The following is a 20,157-nucleotide window of genomic DNA, read 5'->3' on the forward strand; positions in this document are numbered from 1 at the left end:
CTGACTCTTAAAGTTAGTCCTTTTTTTGCGTTCTATTTTGAAGAAAAAGTGTGAACCAGTCCATCTATAATCTTTTGGCTAGCATTTCCGTCCCCATAAGGATTAACTATACTGCACATTTTTTTATGTGTTTCAGGGTCAAGTAATTTTATAATCTCTTGATAAACACTGACTTGATCTGTCCCAACTAGCTTTAGTGTTCCTGCTGAAACGCCTTCTGGTCGTTCTGTTGTATCTCGCAACACAAGAACAGGTACGCCTAAAGAGGGTGCCTCTTCTTGAACCCCACCTGAATCAGTCAAAATTAAATAACTTCTGGCGGCAAAATTATGGAAATCGACAACGTCTAACGGTTCGATTAAGTGAACGTTATCCAATGTACCCAGAATTTCTCGTGCTTCTTTTCTTACTTGAGGGTTCTTGTGCATAGGAAACACCACCACTATATCTGCATGCTCTTCTGCAATTTTTCGAATGCTACGAAACACACGGTGCATTGATTCTCCTAGATTTTCTCTACGATGCATCGTGACTAGGATTAGCTTTTTTTCTTTCAAATTAGTAGGTAGGTCAGGATGACTGTAGGTTTTTGAAACGGTATATTTCATAGCATCAATGGCTGTATTTCCTGTAACGAAAATCGCTTCTTTTGGGTGATTTTCTTTTAATAGATTTTCCGCACTGGTTTTTGTCGGTGCAAAATACAAGTCACTTAACACATCAATCAATTGTCGGTTCATTTCTTCTGGAAACGGGGACCATTTATTCCATGTTCTCAAACCTGCTTCCACATGCCCTACAGAAATTTGCTGATAAAAGGCTGCTGTAGCTGTTGCATACGCTGTAGTTGTATCTCCATGAACAAGAACAACATCAGGTTTTTCTGCTTCTAATACAGGTTTTAGATTCGTTAGAATACGGGTGGTAATATCTGTTAATGTTTGCCCACTTTTCATAATATTTAAGTCATAGTCTGCGGTAAGGTCAAACACATTCATGACTTGATCGAGCATTTCTCTGTGCTGGGCCGTCACAGCAATCTTTGCATCGAATCGAGGGTCTTTTGCTAAAGCTTTTACTAGTGGTGCCATTTTGATAGCTTCGGGTCTTGTGCCAAATACAGATAATACCTTAATTTTGTTCATAAAAATATCCTTCTTTCAAAAAAATTGAAATAAATAACTACATCAAAACAGTATAAAACAATTCCATTGAAGCCGTTTCTAAATATTCCTAATTTGGGTTTGGAATATTTAGAAAATTTTATGTCTAATTCATTGTATGATTTACTCGTATCAATTCAAGAATTTAAATGGAGGAATTTAAGGTGAATCAAATAACGTATTTGATAAATGAAAATAAGACATACTGCTCCAGCGACTACGGAAAAAATGAAACGATTGTATTTTTATTTGAACGTTTCGGAATTAATAAAATATTTTCTCTGTCGAAAGTGTGGATTGTTACTAGAACGTCGTTCATTGATTTAGATATCTTAAATCAACAAGAACCAATTATTCACCCGATTACTGATTGGATATCTCCGTATTACGTTGTCGCAAATAAGGATATTGACGTTCCAAGTAACGGTAATCAATTGACTGGCGGCAATCATGGAACGACCAATGGTGGAGGAGAGCCTACAGCAGAATTTACGAACCTCGAAGTATTTGTAGATGGAAATCCTGTCTACAATAATTTAAATAATTTTGACTCAGATAAAGAAATTCGGTTAATTACAACGAACATGATTGAAGCTTCCAATACGCATCTATATAAACCTCGAGCAATTCTAGAGGAGAAAGTTAGCTACAAAATATGTCAATCAAAAATTTCAGTTAATGTAGAAACTCAATTTAAAGAAGATGGCTACTTATTTTCTTATTCAGGCTTGCAAACTAATTCTGAATATTACGATAGTATAAAAATTCCTAATTCCATATTCGATGGGTTTAAGGAAATCGGCAAGGAAGCTTATGTGAGTGGTGACTATAAAAAGTATGGATTAGCTGATAGGGTAATTTTGAGGCACACAAAACAATCAGATTACTTGATTGCAGAATTACTGGAACACGAGACATTTCGTCTCGGCGATGGACTTCCTTTGATTGAAATGGGGTTAGCAAATGTAAATGACAAAGTCTATTTTGCTTTAGTTAGAAAATCTTATCTTCAGTTTCGAACAGGTGATTTTTATGGCTACAAAGGCAGTTACGAATTTGTCCGATATGTATAGTATAGATGAGAGGGAAACAAGTGAAAAACAACACAAAAATAAGCTTTCATATTACTAAACGAGGGATTGATATTATTGGTGCATGCTTGGGTATTTTATTATTAATGCCGCTTTTATTACTCATTGCATTCTTAGTAAAGCTGGAGTACCCAGAAGAAAACTTTTACTTTATTCAAGAACGAGTCGGAAAAAATGGTGAAGTATTTTATCTTTATAAATTCCGCTCAATGGTTCCGCAAGCTGAAACAATGCTTGAGGCTTTAAATGGAGAGAATGAAATTTTAGGGGCGATGTTTAAAATAAAAAATGACCCCCGCATCACAAATATTGGTAAGTTTATTCGTAAGACCAGTTTGGATGAACTACCTCAACTTTTTAACGTTCTTAAAGGGAATATGAGTTTAGTGGGGCCAAGGCCACCTTTAACACAAGAAGTTCAAAAGTATACACTCTATGATCGCCAACGATTGTCCGTCACGCCTGGTTGTACAGGATTGTGGCAGGTGAGTGGAAGAAACAAACTGGATTTTTATGAAATGGTAGAGCTCGACTTACGTTACATTGCAACACAAAGTATTAAAAACGATACAATCATTCTATTTAAAACAATCAAAGTTCTTTTCTTGATGGAAGGTGCATATTGATGAACGTAGGAAAGCAAGAGAAAAAAATTGAATTGTTTGGCATTTCTTTTGATGCATTAACAATGAAAGAGACAGTTGCATTAGTAAATGAAAAACTAAAAAATAAAGAACCTACCCACGTACTAGGCATAAATGCTGATAAAGTGAACGAATTAAGTCATAAGGGACAATTCAATCAGATTATAAGAAGGGCAAATATAATTAATGCCGACGGTGCTTCAATTATACTTGCCTCGAAAATTCTTAGAAAACCATTACCTGAGAGGATTGCTGGAATTGATTTAATGCAAGAATTGTTGCTTTTGGCAGAAAAAAAGAACTATCGTGTTTATTTCTTAGGTGCTAAACAAACAATTGTAACAACCATGAATACATGTTTAAAAGCAAAATATCCTGTTCTCAACGTTGCAGGATATCGCAATGGATATTTTAAGAAAGAAAATTGGGATGAGGTAGCAAATGAATTGAAGCTTTGTGAGCCAGACATAGTGTTTATTGGGATAACCTCGCCATTGAAAGAACAACTAATTGATTACTTTTTAGAACAAAACATTAATTCTGTCTATATGGGGGTTGGAGGTAGTTTTGATGTACTTTCAGGTGCAATAAAGCGTGCCCCTATATGGATGCAAAAGTACCAATTAGAATGGCTATATCGTGTTTATCAAGAGCCTAAGCGACTGTTTCGTCGGTATTTATTTGGGAATAGTAAATTTATTGTACATGTTTTACAAGAACTGTTCCGTTAAAAAACTAATGAAAGTGAGCGTGTCAATGCCTAAAGAAAAAAATGAAATAACTGTTGCGGTCAACAATTTCCTAGTAAAAAAAGTAATGAGTCCTCAAAAAATTGTAGGATTGATTCCAATCCCTTCAAAAAATCTGAATTACAAACAACTAATGAATGAATTTGTTTTGGGACTTTCAAAAGCTTCCGAGAAAATTTTAGTAATAAATATTTGTGTAAAGAAAGGAAACTTGTTTGAAAACTTTGAGGAGTCTGACTATGAAGAATCCATTTATTCATCAGGAAATGAGCAAATAGATATTCTAGATGGAAGTCACTTTATTCATCATATCTCAGTGTATAGAAAGTTTATGGATGATGTTAGGGCAAGTATTTTTTATAAAAAATATTCAACAATTGTTTATCAATTCAGAGAAAACATCGTTCTGACAAATCCAGATTTGCTTGAAGTGATGAAAGATATATTCATCTTTGTCGGATCAAAAAGAATTTATAAAGAACAGCTATTGATGATTGAAGAAAAAAATAAAGAATACAAACTTGAATGGTTAGCTTTCTTTATCATTCAAGATCGGTTTGGATGGCTAAAAAAATGAGAAAAACAAACGGAAAACTAATTCTATTGTCTCTAAAAAAATTTTGGAGTCTTATTTTACTCTTAACGATTATTAGCAGTTTTGGAGCTACGCAAATCTACAAACACTTTATTACGCAAAATTATTTTGCTATAAATCAATTGCTTGTTACGCCAAAAGAAAATGAACAGTTTGACTTAAAATACATCAATACTTATAAAGAACTATTATCAGGTGATGTCATTTTAACTAAAGTAGTACGAGAATTGAAAGCAAAAGATATCTATCTATCTGTTAGTGAGATACAAAAATTAGTAGCTATCAATCTAAGTAATGATTCTCAACTTATTTCTGTTCAGGTCATTTCGGGTGATAAAGCAGAAAGTATTGATATAGCAAATACAATTGGTCGTGTAGCAGAAAAAGAAATTCCTAAAATGCTGGATAGCAATAGTATCATGCTCATTAACCAAACGAACCAAGCAGCAAAAATTAATAAGATATCGAATACTCAGTTTTTGATCTTTAGTTTAACTATATCTGTTGTAATCATTACCTTATGTTTAATTTACAAAAGTTTATTTAGTAAACGAGTCTTTTTTAAAGAACAAATTCCGGAATTTGTTGATGTAATACATGTATACACAATAGATACAAGGAAAAAAAGGGAAACCAAGAAAAGAAAAATGGAAAAAGGGAATAAACTTACAGATGAGTGAAAGAGAGCATCATTCACAGATGGAGACAAGACCAAAAGAAAGCTTACTAACTATCATAGCAATATGCTCATTTGGGATCATGCCAATTGTAGATTCTTTTAATGGTGCCTTTCAACAATCCCATATTGCAGATATTTACCGACTATTTCTCACCATTTACGTCTTTTTTTTCTTATTTTTTGGAAAAAAAATTATTTTTGAGCAATCACTTCAAATGTTACTAGTCGTGTTTTTTTTTGGCACTTTGATAATGTTGCAATACTTTTTCTTATATGGCTATCACGTTCCGCTGGTAAAAGATTTAAAGTCATTAATGCGTATCCTTCTAACAATTATATTTTATGCTTACTTCTATAAACTTATTCAGCTGAAGTTGATAACTAAAGAGCAGCTAAAAGACATGCTACTTCTAATAGCATTAGGCTATTCTGCATGTATTATTTTACCTTTTCTCTTTGGCAAGGGATTAGCAACCTATGATATTTTTGGCAGTGGTACTTTGTCAGCAGATCAAGGCGTCGGGTTTAAGGCGTATTTTCTTGAGGTTAATTCACTCTCTGCTATATTAATTGGTTTGGTTACTCTTTGCGGAGAGGAGTGTTTAGCAAGCATAAAACAAAATTCCTACAGATATACAATTTTGGTAGGTATTTTGTTTTTAGGTATATGGTTGTCGTTATTATTGACTAGTACAAAAACTTCTTTGGTTTACGGAATCTTTTATTTCATTTTATTCGTTGGCCGTATGCTATTGAGTAAAAAATTACGCATGATTTTTAAGTTATACGGAATTTTTAGTATAAATCTGATATTTCTTTTATTGAAGAGCTTGTTCTTGCCTAAATTTGTCGAGTCAGTAAACGGTGTGCTTGCAAGAGGATTCTATTTTTTTGATTTGATGGATGGCAATTGGATTCAGTTTTTAACAAGTAATCGTTCTGTGTGGCTAGTTTTGAATTGGCAGCAGTTACTAAGTTCAAAACACTTTCTGTTTATTCATTTTTTTGGAGCCGGCTATTATATCAATGTAGATTTTCCTTTAGCTCGACGAATCCTCGCCGAGATGGATTTATTTGATTTTTATTTCAGTTATGGGCTGGTGGGTTACTTGCTGTATATTTCATATTTTAAGACTAGTCTTATTCATTTTTATAAAGCAGAAAAGGATAGCGTGAGTTGGATGTTTCTTACGTTGTTTATCTATAGTATTTTTGCAGGCCATGTATTTGTTAATGCGATGGCTGCGACATTGTTAGCCATTATATTTGCCTATTTTACAGCTAGACAGGAGTCAAGTGAATGAAAAAAATATTAGTGATTACAGCGGGTCTACTACCAATACCTGTATCAAAAGGTGGGGCAGTTGAACATTTGATTGAAAATATACTTGATAAAAATGAAATAGATACGCAGTTCAACATTCATTTAGTTTCAACTTTTGATCAGAAAAGTTTGGAATTATCGCAAAAATACAAAAATACCCATGTTTTTTTTGTTGAAAATTCGTCACCATTCAAAGAAATAAGCTTATTCTGGAAAAAATGCTTAAAGGTTGCTACAAGAAAATTATTATCTAAAAGAAGTATTTTTATTGAGTATCCTGAAATAATCGAAAAGAGTAAAAAAATGTTGAGACAGAATCAATATGAAAAAGTAGTCATTATTAATTATCCAGAACTAGTTTTACCCCTAAACAATTTAATTGATGGAGAAAAAATTCTCTATCTTCATAATGATAATCTAAATGAATTAACAGTAAGAGCAAAAAAAATCTATGAGAGTTTTGACAAATGTATAAGTGTTTCTAGGTTTATCAACCAACGTGTTTCAACCGTTAACGTGAGCAATGACAAACTGAAAAAATTTATTGTATACAATGGAAAAGATGGTGTTGAAATAAAAAATAAGAACAAAAAAAATAGTTTACGAGAACAGTTTAATTTCGGTAAAGATGATTTTATAGCTGTGTATATAGGGCGTCTTATAGAACAAAAGGGAGTGATGTTTATTATTGAAGCACTCGAATTTTTACCTGAATATTTCAAAGTATTAATTGTTGGTGGAACATTCTACGAATTAAACAAAGAAAATCACTATGTAAGAAATTTAAAAAAAGTAGCTAAACAGTTTGGAAACAGGGTTATCTTCACAGGATATCAAGAAGCGTCACTTATTCCTTCGTTTTTATCTATCAGCGACGTAGGAATAGTGCCTACTTTATCAGACGAAGCATTTGCAATGAGTGCACTAGAAATACAAATGGCCGGTATACCATTAATTTGTACAAATGTCGGAGGATTACCTGAAGTCAGAAACGATAAAACATCTATTATGTTAGATATAAATTCTGGTAACTTAGCTCAAGAGATTGCGAGGGCAGAACATTTTTTAAGTCATAAAAATGTTCGAGACAAAATGGGGCTAGCGGCTTTTCAATTTTCAAAAGAATTTAGTGCTGAAAAGCAGATACAAGGATTTATTGATTCGGTGATGTATGAATAAACAACAATCACTAAGAAAAAATGCAGTTGTAAATGTAATCAGGTCGTTAATGAGTATTCTATTTCCCATCATTACCTATCCCTATATAACCCGCATTCTTTCAACAGAAGGGCTCGGTAAATTTGAATTTTCAAGAACGATAATTAATTATTTCATTCTAGTTATCAACATTGGTTTAGGGCAATATGCGATTCGAGAGGGGTCCATTTTAAGAAAGGATCATCTGAAAATGCAAAAGTTCTCTAATGAAATGTTTTCGATATATCTGTGGTTCACACTAATTTCGTATTTTGTCTTGTTTTCGTTATTAATTTTTATCCCTGCATTTCAAGGCTATGAAAAGTTAATCTTAATCTTTAGTATACAAATTGTTGCAACAACATTTGCTGTTGAATGGGTCTTTTCTATTTACGAAGATTTTACCTTTTTAACGCTAAAAGCAATCGCTGTTCAAATTTGTGCAATTATCTTAATGTTTTTGCTAGTAAAAACGACAAAAGATTACACAGTCTATGCATGGATTACGACATTATCATTTAGCTTAGCTGTTCTTTTTAATTTTCAGTACGCCAAAAAATATATTACTTTACACTACACAAAAAAAATGAATTTTAGAAAGCATTGGAATCCAATTCTGTATTTATCAGCAAACTCAATTGCTTCAACGATTTACTTATCTGCCGATATTATTCTCTTAGGATTTCTTGCAGGCGACCATTATGTAGGAATTTACAGCATTTCTGTTAAAATTTACAGCATTGTGAAATCTTTAGCGGATGGAGTCATCTATGCAGTCAGTCCAAGACTCACATTTTATAAAAGCAATAACAAAACTAAAGAATATGAAAAAACGTTGAATGACCTATTTTGGTTATTGTTGACATTTTTAGTTCCAATAGAAATAGGTATTTTATTTTTTAGTAAGACAATTATCTATTTGATTGCTGGAAATCAATTTATTAACAGTGTGTCTTCGTTGATTTTTTTAACAGTAGGTATGATTCCGAGTATTTTTTTTAGTTTCCTTTTATTTACAGTTTTGCTTGTAAATAAAAAAGAAAAAACAATTTTACGGGCAACACTCTATACAGCCATACTAAACATTTTAGGAAACTTTATCATTGTTCCCTTAAGAAAAACAGATGGATCAGCAATCGCTACGGTTATTTCAGAATTTTTTATTGCTTGTATAGCTTTTTATTATTCAAGACACCTATTTAAGATTGAGTTTCGTTTGAAAACATTTTTGTCTATTTTGATTGGTGGCTGTACTGTTTGTCTGATTTGTACTTTGTTCCAAACTTTATACTTGGAACAAATTCAAACAATGTTATTATCTGTTGGTTTTTCATTCATTAGTTACACAGTGATTTTATATAGACTACATCAAATTCCCAAAATATAAAAAAGGAATGCAGAAAGGAATACTTTTTGTTTATGAAGAAAAAAAATTTTTTATTTACGGTAGGAATATGTTTCCTTTTTATCTTTGTATTGAATTACTTAACAACTTATGCAACAGATGACTTTTCTTATCGTTTTGTTTTTGACCATTACGGCTTACCTACAGACAATCCAGAAAAAATCACAGGATTTTTTTCGATTGTACGGTCGATGTGGCGCCATTATTTTGCAATGAATGGTCGATGGCTAGCACACTCGTTTGTACAATTCTTTATGAGCCAAAATAAATTACTATTCGATTTTTTTAATTCAATTTTTTTCCTGTTACTAGGTTGGTTACTAAATTATTTAGCTAGTTTGTTGCTTGAGACAGAAAACGACCTTTCAAATTTATCATTTATTTATCCATTATTATGGCTTTCACTTCCAGAATTTGGAAAAAGTGTCTTGTGGCTCTCTGGTGCATGCAACTATTTATGGATGTCATTAGTCTATCTATCTTATCTTCTCGTCTTTAAGAAGATTAATAAATATCGTTGGTACAACGTATTTTTATTAATTGGATTAGGGATTTTATCGGGTGCAACGGGTGAAAATAGTGGAGCAGCAACCGTGATTGTGGTCTTTCTATTATGGTTATTCACCGAACATCAACCAAAAAAACTTATGTATTGGAAGCTGATTAGTGTAATGAGTAGTGCGATTAGTTCAATTATTCTCATAAAATCGCCAGGTGCTTTAAAAATTGAATCAAATTTATCGATTCTAACAAGTAATTTCTTTACACTGATAAAGTTTTCACTTTTACTAATTGTTCCTATTTTATTGAGCATTTATTTCCTTTATAAATTATCAAAAGCTAATGTATTTGAAAGCTGTCATCGTGTCTTTCTTTTTATATTTGTTACAGGTGCTTTAGCTAGTTTTTTCAGCTTAGTATTTGCTGAACACAGTACGCCAAGAAACCTTTTTAGCGTTGCTATTTATTTGAATTTAATGCTGGTCTACTTATTGTACTTAATGAAAGATTATTTTGAAAAGAAGAGACCGTTTATGATAAATACTGTGCTAACCTTGGTGTCACTAGTCATTTATATTCCTGTTACGAGCCAATTAGCGGAAAACTATCTTGAATACGAACAGGAGATAGCAGTAATCGAACAGACGAAAAGAGAACACAAAAAATTAGCAGTTGTTCAAGGAATTACTTGGCCGGATAATCAACTGGTAGGACTCTATAACCCATATTACAAAATGCAATATTTATCGTCGGATTCGCATGCTTGGTTAAATGAATGGATGAGTAAATTTTATACAGTAAAAGGAATTAGACTAGAAAAAAAATAATTTGGAGGTGAAAATATGATTTTGGTTGTATCGAATATGTACCCATCAAAAGAATTTCCAAATTATGGAGTTTTTGTAAAAAATTTTGTTTCTGAACTTTCAGAAACACACGAAGTACAACTTATTTTCTTAACAAAGAAGATTGGAAAACGAGCTAAACTCATAGCTTATCTACGCTTTTACTTTTCGGTTTTTAGAGCATATTGTTCAAAAAACTATGAATTAACCTACGTTCACTACGCAGGGTACAATAGCCCTCCAATATTAGCTGGTCGCCTGGTTAGACGCCTATTTAATAGAAAAATGACGTTGATTGTTAACGTTCATGGCAGTGATGTAACTCCCGAGAAAAAATTAGAGGAGCGAACGAACTTCTTAACAAAATGGTTAGTTAAACGAGCAGATTTAACTATCGTGCCGTCAAGTTATTTTAAAGAAGTCGTAGAGAAAAAATATGGAAAAGTGCAAATATTTATTTCTGCTTCTGCTGGTATAAATTTAGATGTATTTTCTCCAAGTAGTAAAGGAAAAAATCAGCAATCTTTTATGCTAGGCTATGTCAGTCGAATAGATGAAGAAAAAGGCTGGGACTTACTAATTTTAGGTTTTAAAAGGATTCTATCTTATATCCCAGAAGCAAAACTGACTATTGTAGGAAGTGGAGCACAAGATGAAGAAGCTAATCAATTAATTCATGAATTGCATTTAGAAGAATATGTAAATAAGCAAAGTATTTTACCGCAAAACGATTTAGTGGATATCTATCGTTCATTTGATGTATTTGTTTTCCCTAGTACACGTGCTGGAGAGAGTCTTGGTCTAGTTGGATTAGAAGCAATGGCTTGCGGTGTGCCGGTGATTGGCAGCGATTTTGGAGGAATTAAAACGTATGTTGAATCAGGAAAAAATGGCTACTTATTCACGCCTAAAAATCAAGAAGAACTGATAGAAAAAATTATCACTTTTTATTCACTAACACAAAAGCAAAAGCGAAGTATGTCAAAGTACGCACAAGAAACGGCTCACAATTATGACAGTAAGAAGGTAAATAGAGAACTGATTCAAAAAATTAGTTCTTACATCAAATAAATGAAAGGAGAAGCGATGAATAATTTCTGGTTCATTCTATTTATACTCATAAATAAGGTAGTCGTTCCCTATCGCTTAATAAAAACGGAACACTTTTATCGCCAAGTCAAAAATTTTATAGGAAAAAAATTATTTGCATTTGTTGGAAAAAATGCAGCTATTCGTCCCAATGTACGATTATCTTATTTAAAAAATATTTCTTTAGGCGAAAACTCGAGTATTGGTGACCGAAGTATGATTGTTGCAGCTGCTAAAGTTTCCATTGGGGAAAATGTCATGATGGGACCAGAAGTTTTGGTGTTAACTCAAAACCATCAAATTGTAGGACGAAAAAAAAAGTTAATCGACGGAAAAATAAAAAAGAAAGAGGTTTCTATTGCTGACGACGTATGGATAGGAGCTAGAGTAACTCTTTTGCCAGGAACTTATATAGGAAAAGGTAGTGTAGTGGCTGCTGGGTCAGTTGTAGTGGGTAAAGCATATCCTGACTATGCAATTTTAGGTGGAAATCCTGCAAAAATTATTCGTTATAGATAAAAGAGATTGGAGATTCTAATGAAAAAGTATCGGTTTGTAAAGATTGTTCTCTTAATCGTTTTTCTGTTATTTATTGTGATTGCAGTAAGCTTTGGAAAAATATATTTCGATGTAAAGAAGACGTTGAATCAAAGCTATGAAAAAGTTGAACGTAAGGGTAAATATAAATATAAGGCCATTCATTTAAGTCAACAACCAGATGAGGAAAAGCTTAGCCCTTTAAATATATTGTTGTTAGGGATTGATACAGGAGATTTAGGTCGTATAGATCAAGGTCGTTCAGACGCACTGATTTTGGCTACAATTAATCCTAAAAATAAGACTGTGCTATTTACAAGTATCGCTCGAGATACATACACGGAAATTGTTGGATACGGGTCTACTGATAAAATTAATCATGCGTATGCCTTTGGTGGAACCTCTATGTCCGTAAATACGGTATCAAACCTTTTAGATACACCAGTTGACTATTATGTCAGTTTGAACATGAAAGGTGTAGAGGAATTAATTGATGCAGTGGGAGGAATTACAATAAACAATCCATTGAAATTTGAGTATGAGGGAGAAACTTTTAAAATAGGGGACACGTATTTGGACGGTACGAAAGGGTTGAAGTACATTCGGATGCGCTACGATGACCCTGAAGGCGATTATGGTAGACAAAAAAGAGAACGACAGGTTGTTCAAGGAATCGCAAACTCACTTAAGTCAATTAATAATTTTACTCTCTATCAAAAAATATTAGAAATTTTAGGAGAGAATATGAAAACCAACATAGCGATGGATGATATTTTCAAATTATATACTAAGTATCTAGGTTCAATAAATACACAAAATAGTGAACAATTAATGGGTACTGGATTTATGTTGAACGATATATCTTATCAAAAAGTAAGTGACGCTGAACTGAAAAGAGTCCGCGACAAGATTCATCGTGAGCTAGAGAATCGCTAAACAATAGAGAAAGGACTGAGTATATGAGAATTGAAGAAATGAAAAAAATTAAGTTAATTATCTGGGATTTGGATGATACATTCTGGCAAGGAACATTAAGTGAAGAAGAAATTATCCCTATAGAAGAAAATGTTCAATTAGTAATAAAACTAAGTAAACGGGGGATTGTTTCAAGTATTTGTTCAAAAAATGATTTTGAAGAAGCGATGAATCAACTGAATGCGTTGAAGATAGATAACTATTTTGTATTTGAATCAATTGATTGGAGTAGCAAGGGACCTAGAATAAAGAATATAGTACAGGATATGAATCTAAGAGAAGAGAATGTTCTGTTTATTGATGATAATGAACTGAATTTAAATGAAGCAAAATATTTTTGTCCAAACATTCACATATTACTACCAATAAAAAAGGAATTAGAAAATCTTTATAGATTAGCAAATACGTTAGGTAAGGACGATGGGCAGTTAACGCGTTTACAAAATTATAAAGTGTTAGAGGAAAAGACTGTAGCAGAGAAACTGGCAGTTTCAAATACTGATTTTCTCTTTGATTGCAATATACAAATACAAATTCATAGTGAACGCAAAGATATAGAAACACACATAAGGCGGGTATATGAATTGATAGGTCGTACTAACCAACTAAATTTCACAAAAAAAAGAAGTACATTTGAAGCATTGCAGGGCCAATTGAAAGAAGAAAACATAGAGATGGGTTATGTAACTGCTCAAGATAATTTTGGCGATTATGGAATTGTTGGCCTGTATGCATTGGATACGAAGATAAATGAACTAGTACATTTCCTCTTTTCTTGTCGTTCTATGGGCATGGGAATTGAAAACTATGTCTATCAACAGTTAAATGAACCTAAGTTAATAACAATTGAACCAGTCGCTTATCATGTTGATAAGAATAAAAAAAGTCCTTGGATTAATCAATCTACAAATAAAATAAGAAACGAACGACAGGATATTCAACATGCAGCAACAGAAAAAACTATACTAATCAAGGGGAGCTGTGAGATTGAGTGGGTGATTGATCTGCTCTCAACAGACGCTCCCTTTTCAAAAGAGATAGGTCATCTTAATACAAAAACAGGAGCAGATATTACTAGCTTTAATCATTCAACGAATGTTTATAATTCTTTTTATCTAACATCTGCACAAAAAGAGTGCTTAGGCAAAGAGGTGCCTCTATGGGATGACGAGCTCGTTTCGACAGACATGAATAAGAATAACTATGACATCGTTTTTTTAAGTGGTTTTTTGGATCAATGGGAAGGTGTTTATCAAAGAAAAGGGACAGGCGAAAAAATCGCACTTGGAATTGAGAAGATTGATTACACGAGTAGAAAAATGTTAGAAGAACAAATCAGGAAAACCCAAAAAGAGGATAACCAGAAATACATTCAACAACAGCGAAAAAAAATAGATGGGTTTACAAATAAATATGTCTATGTAGGTAAAGTGTCCGCAGTAGAGGCAGCAGATAACTTTAAAAAAATTGTAAAGAAAGTTCCCAAAGAAACCCTAGTCGTCATTATGTTGCCCAGCGACTTTCAAGTAACGAGTTACGGAGAAAATAGAAGACGACAAGGGGAAGAAAGAGGGCTATATAATCAAGCAATTTGGCAGGCTCTAAAAGGCTATAAAAATGTGAGATATATCAATTTTAGTACTTTTACGCACAGTGAATCAGATTTTTTAGAAACGCAAGACCACTTTACGAAAAAAATCTACTATGAGGTAGCTTTAGAAATGCAAAAAATTATAAATGAAACTGTAAATCATCAAGTGAATAGAATCTCAGCAGAGGAATTTAGACAAAAAAAATTCAGAAACTCATATTCTACAATGAATGCACTGGGTTTATTAAAACCATTAATTAAAAGTAAAAATTTTATTCAATCAAAAAAATAAACTGCCCACAATCTTTTACAATTGTTAACAGTTAGAATTAAAGCCCCAAATTTTCATCAACATGAGCAAGTAGTTGTTTGTGATAGAGAAAAATAGCAAATTCTCGATAATAGTCTTGTTCTTCTTTTACCAGACTATTAATTATTTGTTTTAAGTAATAGAGTTCTCCATCTAAATCACTTGTATTTTTACAAAGATTAGCATTTTGCCATAGAACATCAATTGTACTTAATTGCTGTGGAATATCAAAAGAATCATCGATTGAGTGAAAATGACCTTCAGGTATTAAATCATTAGGCGACATTTCAAGAGCAACACAGATTTTTATCAAACTATTAAAAGATGGCGAAAATACGCCACGTTCTATTTTTGAAACGGTCTGTGCGATAGAGTCAACTTTCTCAGCTAATTCTTTCTGTGTAACCTTTAGAAATTTTCGTCTTTGTTTAATCTTTTGACCAACATGCCTATTAAACTCAAGACCCATGAAATCACCTCTTATAACGTATAGTCAGTAGATATTTTAACATTAAACAAACAAAAAAAATACTTTTTTAAGCGAAGGTAACACTATAATGCTTTTATTGAAAACGTTTTAGCATTATAATGTTCATGAGAGGATGGGGAAACTATCATGAATCGACTATTTAGAAAAAATGATGCAATAAAAATGAAAATGTTCTATTTTATTTTGAGTGGGAATGAGCGAATGAGAGCTGTAGACCAGGTAGAAAATGATTTGGGGCTTACGTATTACATGGTTGATTATTCGTTTAAAGAACTCAATCAGGATTTAATTGACATCTATAAAGAAACGGGAGGAGAGCTCTGCCAACTTCAAAAAGTTGGGAATAGATACTATCAAATTACAGGTATTGTTGAAACAGTAGTATCTCGTTTATTTTGGTTTTATGGTGCACGTTCAAAATTGTTCATTTTACTAAATAATATTTTTACCTCTCAAAAGTTTACTCCATCAAAACACAGTCAAGATAATTTTCTTAGTTCAGCAAGTGTTTACATCGCTAAAAATGAGCTACGAGATTTTCTTTTAGACTATAACATTCAATTAAGTAACGCATATCGTCTTGTTGGCGATGAATTTTCGATTAGGCAATTACTTTTCTCAATATACTTCGGTATTTATAAAGAATTTGAATATCCTTTCAAAAAGCAAGTAGAAGTGGAATCTACCATATTTTTAGAAACAGTTATTAATGATTTTAATATCGAGTTAACCTCTGGCGATCGGAGCAAATTGTTACTCTATTTAAGTGTATTATTCATTCGTTTGCAATCAAAAAACATTATGCAAACGGAAGAAGCTTATTTCTACCCGTCAAGTAAACAATCAGCAACAGCCAATTATTTGCAGAAAAGATTTAAGTTAAATGATGAAACCAGCAATATTGAATTGCAAAATATTCAATGGTTTTTAGAAGCGGAAAAATTATTGCCTTTTTGTTCAACATTATTCTGCTATGAAACGGAAAAAGAAACTGTAGAATTAGCAAACTTATTTATAAAAAATTTGACTAACCAAGATATTGAAACCGAAAATGACCATCCTATGGAAACCATGTTAAGTAGTCGCGTTCAAGAAATATTTAGATATCTTATACTTTGTTCGTCTAAACGAGTTGACCACTTATTTTACTTAAGACAAGCCGATGTGTACTTTTTTTATCCTACACATTACTATTTATGTAAAAATTTTTTAGAAAAACATTATTTTAAGGAGAGTAGAAGCAGCCTTCATTCAGTCAATTATAAATTTTTGTTGCTCAATTTTTTAACGTCTATCACCAATCTTTTTGAAGTTAGTCACCTAAGATACCGTATAAAAGTAAAGTTGGATTTTATCTCTGGAAAATTATATCAAGATGAAATCGAAAACCTGATTAAACACATGATTGATTTACCTATTTCTATCACTTTTAAACAATCGGAAGCAGACTTAATTATAACCGACCGTTATCATAAACATAAGAAATCTAATCAAGTTATCAATTGGACGTATCCTGCAACGATTCACGATTGGTCGCATTTAACGAACGCAATTATTCATTTTCTCAACAGCAAAATATCAGATGAGGGAGAAAAAAATTTTTTTCTTTCCACAAAACAATCAGATTAATTCCTTTCTAAATCAAGAGAGGTTATATAAAGGAGTTATATTGCATGAAATTTACCCATAATACATCAAATCTAGCTAAAATTCTTGCCATTATATTAGTAATCACAGGTCATTATAGTGGATTTTTAGGAATAGACAACCTCTATGTTGCAAACAGTGGTGCAGTTGGCGTGGGGATATTTCTATTTGTCTCAGCATACGGACTCAGTGCTTCAATGGAACAAGGTGACGAACAATTGCAAACCTTTTGGGTAAGGATATTGAACCTAGTCATTGTTTATGAATTTGCGACATTATTAAAAGCTATTATTTCTATTGTTTTTTTTAAAGAAAGTGTAGCAGTGTCAGTAAAAGCGCTCGTAGGATTGGGCTTTAAAAGTAACTTAGATCCAACAATGTGGTATATGTTTTACATCATCATGGTTTATATTGTTTTTTGGATAAGTCATCTGTTGATTCAGTCAGAACTATGTAGAGTTGGACTTATTTTTATTTCATGTAGTGTATTTGCAGTGTTATCCAGTTATATTGTCATTCCATTCGCTTTTCCATTAGGATACTTAGCCTTTCTGTTTAAAAATAAATCAAGATTCTTTTACTTAATTGTCTTATCCACTCTGTTTTTAGGACTTATTTTAGCCTATCAGTCTTTTTTCATATTACCTATCACCCATACGAACTTACTTCTATTGCTGCAAGTGAGCTATTTACCTATTTTTTCCTTGTATTTTATCGAGTGGGGACAAAGGTTAATTTTAAAAAAACATTTTATAGGTATTGTGAAGACACTTTCATCATTTACATTAGGGCTTTATCTATTTGAGGGATTTCCCTTATATAATAGTAGGTTGGCAGAATTAGTTCATTCAAATTTACTATTTGCTATCCCTTTAGTGTTGTGTTTTGTTGTATTGATTAGTTACTTTTATACGGTCCTTATTATTAATCGTTTTTCAAATAAAAATTTAAAAAAGGGTTTGTATAAGGAGTGAATAAAACTATGATAAATTTCTTCAAGCAATTACTCATAAAGATAAGATAGAAGCTGGAAGGGCACTTCTCGACTACTAAATGTATCAAAATAATTAACGAAATAGAGTAAACTATCTGAACTCTTTAATACAAATTTATTCTGGTCATTGGGGACGGATTATATTGACCGTGTTTATGGTGAAGATTCAGGTCACTGTTTCCTTAAATATTTATCAGAGCATCGCAAAGAAACTCTCTGATTTAAAACATTTCGGCGGGCGGGCAATATATGGGAATCAATGAATAAAGGGCACTGGCGAATTAGCAGGAATAATGGGGATGTTAGAAACCTAAACAGGACTATTCATTGATTATGGGTATTTGATGGAAATCAACTAATAGAAATGTTTCAATAAAGGTAAAGCAGAGATAACATAAAAACTACCATAGAGGGTGAAATGTTAGATAATGTGGGTAATTTAGACCGCTGATAGAGTTTTTAAGAAAAAAATACATGTGGTTCCCAAAAATCAAACATCAGACCTTAAATCTGTTTGATTTTTGGAAATCACTTTTTTAGTTACTTTTCACATTATCTATTTTTATGTTATATCAGGACGTTAAATTATTTAGAATACGGCTTTTTAAGCAATAAAGCACTTAGTTTTTGTCTTTTCACTAATAAATAGTAAATTAGTAGAAAGAACGCTAGATTTTATAAAAAAATGAATTCTTTTAGAAGATTAATTTATAACACAGAGCCTATCAAACCAATAAATTCGTTGTTATAATAAATGAAAAGAGGCCTTACTATTGAATTTTTAGTGTTTCTTTCACGTAAATCACCTCAATAAACACTTTCCCTTACAAAAAGGCAAAGCAGATAGCAATTATATATTGAAAAGCAAAGTAAGTCATTCTTTGAGTGACTTACTTTGCTTTTTTATGTGTCCTTTTAGTTCAGAAATTTGCTGTACCCGTTGAGGGGAGAAATCTATGGATAAATTTGATGAAAGAGCTGCGATTTATGAACAAATGCGATTATTAATCGAGGAAAGGAGAGAAATCAGTAAGATGTATTTTGAGTTGAAGCAACAATTAAATGGGATAAAGGAACAGCAAGAGAAGCGAACAGAGCCGGCTGAAAAAACAACTAGGAACCGCTTAGCTAAAGAAAGTGAATATCAACAATATATGATTGAAAAAAATACAACGAATAGTGCAGTCGCTTCCTATGACCATTTAAGTTTAAAAATCGCTTCATTGCTTAAAGAAGCTGGTACTCCATTATCAAATAAACATATATTTGATCTGTTGGAAATGAATATCAGTTACAAGAATTTAACTCATAATATTTTACCTAGGATTGCAAAAGATGACAATGTTAATGTGAATCGCGCATACAGAGGATTCTGGCAATATTACAGAAAATAGTCAAAGTTATCTATTCTTTCTCTTTTTTGATTTCAAATTAAAGAGAAGAAGTGAATCTTATGGAAGAAAAAGACAGTAAGGTAGAAGCACAGTTGATAAAATACTTCCAAAAAGTGGTCATGCATACAGCTATTAATTACTACAAAAGAAGAGCAAGAATTATCGAAAATGAACTGTTAGTTGAAGATAGTCTAGGTGAAATTCTTGAAGGTAAAGAAGGGGTTGCTATTGCTAGCATTGTTGTTTTGGGGATTCCTTTAGAGATAGATAATGAGAAATTAATAGAGAAATTAAAAAAGATTAAGGAAAAAGAACAGATTTTTCTAATTGAAAAATTTATCTTCGGAAAAACTGATAAAGAAATCGGGAAAGAACTTGGCATTACGCGGCAAGGTGTTACAAATTTAAAATTACGACTTTATCGAAAATTTCGTAGAACACTCTAAAATCCTCCAGAAACAAAACAGTTTTATTCGTGGTCCTCCTACTCCAATACTGAAGTTATTGAGAAGAATTAGTTAGGAGGAAAAGAGATGGATAGTATTGAAAATTTATTCATTCAAGCTAAAAATGGAAACAACGAATCAAAGATGAAACTAATTGAAAGATTTAATCCACTCTTGTGGAAATACGCATCAAATCGTGGACGATATGATGAAGATTGTTATCAGGAATGTGTATTAGCCATGTTAATTTCTATAGACAAGTTTGTTGTGGGAAAAGAATAAACTAAAAATAGACGTGATTTGAGAAATAATCAAATTACGTCTATTTTTGTAGCTTTTGACTATGTGGGGAACTGGTATTAATAAGTCATAAAATAGTTCTTTGAAAAATGAATATGCCCCTCAAGATGCTGATCAGAAGAAAATGAAATAATTAGTTTAATTGATTAAAAAAGATGGGAAGGGATAAAGTTGGAAGAATTAAATAAAGA

20 protein-coding genes are annotated in these 20,157 nt (G+C 32.2%); 18 read left to right on the forward strand and 2 right to left on the reverse strand.

What is annotated here, in order from left to right:
• Window positions 1-32: 32 nt before the first annotated feature.
• Entirely contained in the window at window positions 33-1,145 is a 1,113-nt protein-coding gene (wecB, locus tag I589_RS07930; protein ID WP_010768627.1) for a non-hydrolyzing UDP-N-acetylglucosamine 2-epimerase, read from the reverse strand.
• Between the two features lie 182 nt (window positions 1,146-1,327).
• On the opposite strand from wecB, the gene I589_RS07935 reads away from it, so the two are divergent.
• Genes I589_RS07935 through I589_RS07995 form a run of 13 tightly spaced genes read left to right on the forward strand, consistent with a single transcriptional unit; the run spans window position 1,328 to window position 14,677 of the window.
• Entirely contained in the window at window positions 1,328-2,236 is a 909-nt protein-coding gene (locus tag I589_RS07935; RefSeq protein WP_010768626.1) for a hypothetical protein, read from the forward strand.
• 20 nt (window positions 2,237-2,256) lie between these two features.
• A complete protein-coding gene (locus I589_RS07940; protein WP_010768625.1) occupies window positions 2,257-2,880 on the forward strand; it encodes a sugar transferase in 624 nt (207 codons plus the stop codon).
• The gene (locus tag I589_RS07945; protein WP_010768624.1) at window positions 2,880-3,629 is read left to right on the forward strand and encodes a WecB/TagA/CpsF family glycosyltransferase; all 750 of its coding nucleotides are present in this window, start codon (window positions 2,880-2,882) and stop codon (window positions 3,627-3,629) included. Before I589_RS07940 ends, I589_RS07945 begins: the two co-directional genes overlap by 1 nt.
• A gap of 25 nt (window positions 3,630-3,654) precedes the next feature.
• Complete coding sequence (locus I589_RS07950; protein WP_010768623.1) at window positions 3,655-4,224, forward strand: hypothetical protein; 570 nt, start codon at window positions 3,655-3,657, stop codon at window positions 4,222-4,224.
• Window positions 4,221-4,922, forward strand: coding sequence for a YveK family protein (locus tag I589_RS07955; protein ID WP_010768622.1), 702 nt, complete (start codon window positions 4,221-4,223; stop codon window positions 4,920-4,922). Before I589_RS07950 ends, I589_RS07955 begins: the two co-directional genes overlap by 4 nt.
• The gene (locus I589_RS07960; RefSeq protein ID WP_010768621.1) at window positions 4,915-6,225 is read left to right on the forward strand and encodes an O-antigen ligase family protein; all 1,311 of its coding nucleotides are present in this window, start codon (window positions 4,915-4,917) and stop codon (window positions 6,223-6,225) included. Before I589_RS07955 ends, I589_RS07960 begins: the two co-directional genes overlap by 8 nt.
• A complete protein-coding gene (locus tag I589_RS07965) occupies window positions 6,222-7,424 on the forward strand; it encodes a glycosyltransferase family 4 protein (protein WP_010768620.1) in 1,203 nt (400 codons plus the stop codon). Before I589_RS07960 ends, I589_RS07965 begins: the two co-directional genes overlap by 4 nt.
• Complete coding sequence (locus tag I589_RS07970; RefSeq protein ID WP_034684899.1) at window positions 7,417-8,829, forward strand: flippase; 1,413 nt, start codon at window positions 7,417-7,419, stop codon at window positions 8,827-8,829. The genes I589_RS07965 and I589_RS07970 overlap by 8 nt, the downstream gene beginning before the upstream one ends.
• 32 nt (window positions 8,830-8,861) lie before the next feature.
• Window positions 8,862-10,175 (forward strand): DUF3329 domain-containing protein, encoded by a 1,314-nt coding sequence (locus I589_RS07975; RefSeq protein ID WP_034684902.1) that lies wholly within the window; start codon window positions 8,862-8,864, stop codon window positions 10,173-10,175.
• Between the two features lie 15 nt (window positions 10,176-10,190).
• Complete coding sequence (locus I589_RS07980) at window positions 10,191-11,264, forward strand: glycosyltransferase family 4 protein (RefSeq protein ID WP_010768617.1); 1,074 nt, start codon at window positions 10,191-10,193, stop codon at window positions 11,262-11,264.
• Between the two features lie 15 nt (window positions 11,265-11,279).
• Window positions 11,280-11,801, forward strand: coding sequence for an acyltransferase (locus I589_RS07985; RefSeq protein WP_010768616.1), 522 nt, complete (start codon window positions 11,280-11,282; stop codon window positions 11,799-11,801).
• A gap of 18 nt (window positions 11,802-11,819) precedes the next feature.
• Window positions 11,820-12,755, forward strand: coding sequence for an LCP family glycopolymer transferase (locus I589_RS07990; protein ID WP_010768615.1), 936 nt, complete (start codon window positions 11,820-11,822; stop codon window positions 12,753-12,755).
• Between the two features lie 38 nt (window positions 12,756-12,793).
• Window positions 12,794-14,677 carry an HAD-IIIC family phosphatase gene (locus I589_RS07995; RefSeq protein WP_245561654.1) on the forward strand — a complete coding sequence of 628 codons (1,884 nt, stop codon included), beginning with the start codon at window positions 12,794-12,796 and terminating at the stop codon, window positions 14,675-14,677.
• A 37-nt stretch (window positions 14,678-14,714) separates the two neighbouring features.
• Here the strand turns inward: I589_RS07995 and I589_RS17815 are convergent, their stop codons facing one another.
• Window positions 14,715-15,164, reverse strand: coding sequence for a helix-turn-helix domain-containing protein (locus I589_RS17815; RefSeq protein WP_010768613.1), 450 nt, complete (start codon window positions 15,162-15,164; stop codon window positions 14,715-14,717).
• Between the two features lie 147 nt (window positions 15,165-15,311).
• Here I589_RS17815 and I589_RS08005 point away from each other — a divergent pair, with 147 nt between their 5' ends.
• The 5 genes from I589_RS08005 (at window position 15,312) to I589_RS08025 (ending at window position 19,948) form a co-directional block, all read left to right on the forward strand.
• A complete protein-coding gene (locus I589_RS08005; protein ID WP_010768612.1) occupies window positions 15,312-16,814 on the forward strand; it encodes a helix-turn-helix domain-containing protein in 1,503 nt (500 codons plus the stop codon).
• Between the two features lie 44 nt (window positions 16,815-16,858).
• The gene (locus I589_RS08010; RefSeq protein WP_010768611.1) at window positions 16,859-17,806 is read left to right on the forward strand and encodes an acyltransferase family protein; all 948 of its coding nucleotides are present in this window, start codon (window positions 16,859-16,861) and stop codon (window positions 17,804-17,806) included.
• A gap of 976 nt (window positions 17,807-18,782) precedes the next feature.
• The gene (locus I589_RS08015) at window positions 18,783-19,220 is read left to right on the forward strand and encodes a hypothetical protein (RefSeq protein ID WP_010768610.1); all 438 of its coding nucleotides are present in this window, start codon (window positions 18,783-18,785) and stop codon (window positions 19,218-19,220) included.
• Window positions 19,221-19,279: 59 nt separating this feature from the next.
• Window positions 19,280-19,666, forward strand: a complete 387-nt coding sequence (locus I589_RS08020; RefSeq protein ID WP_010768609.1) for a hypothetical protein — start codon at window positions 19,280-19,282, stop codon at window positions 19,664-19,666.
• A gap of 87 nt (window positions 19,667-19,753) precedes the next feature.
• Entirely contained in the window at window positions 19,754-19,948 is a 195-nt protein-coding gene (locus tag I589_RS08025; RefSeq protein WP_010768608.1) for a helix-turn-helix domain-containing protein, read from the forward strand.
• Window positions 19,949-20,157: the final 209 nt, after the last annotated feature.

The organism is Enterococcus phoeniculicola ATCC BAA-412, from assembly GCF_000407505.1.
GTDB lineage: Bacteria > Bacillota > Bacilli > Lactobacillales > Enterococcaceae > Enterococcus_K > Enterococcus_K phoeniculicola.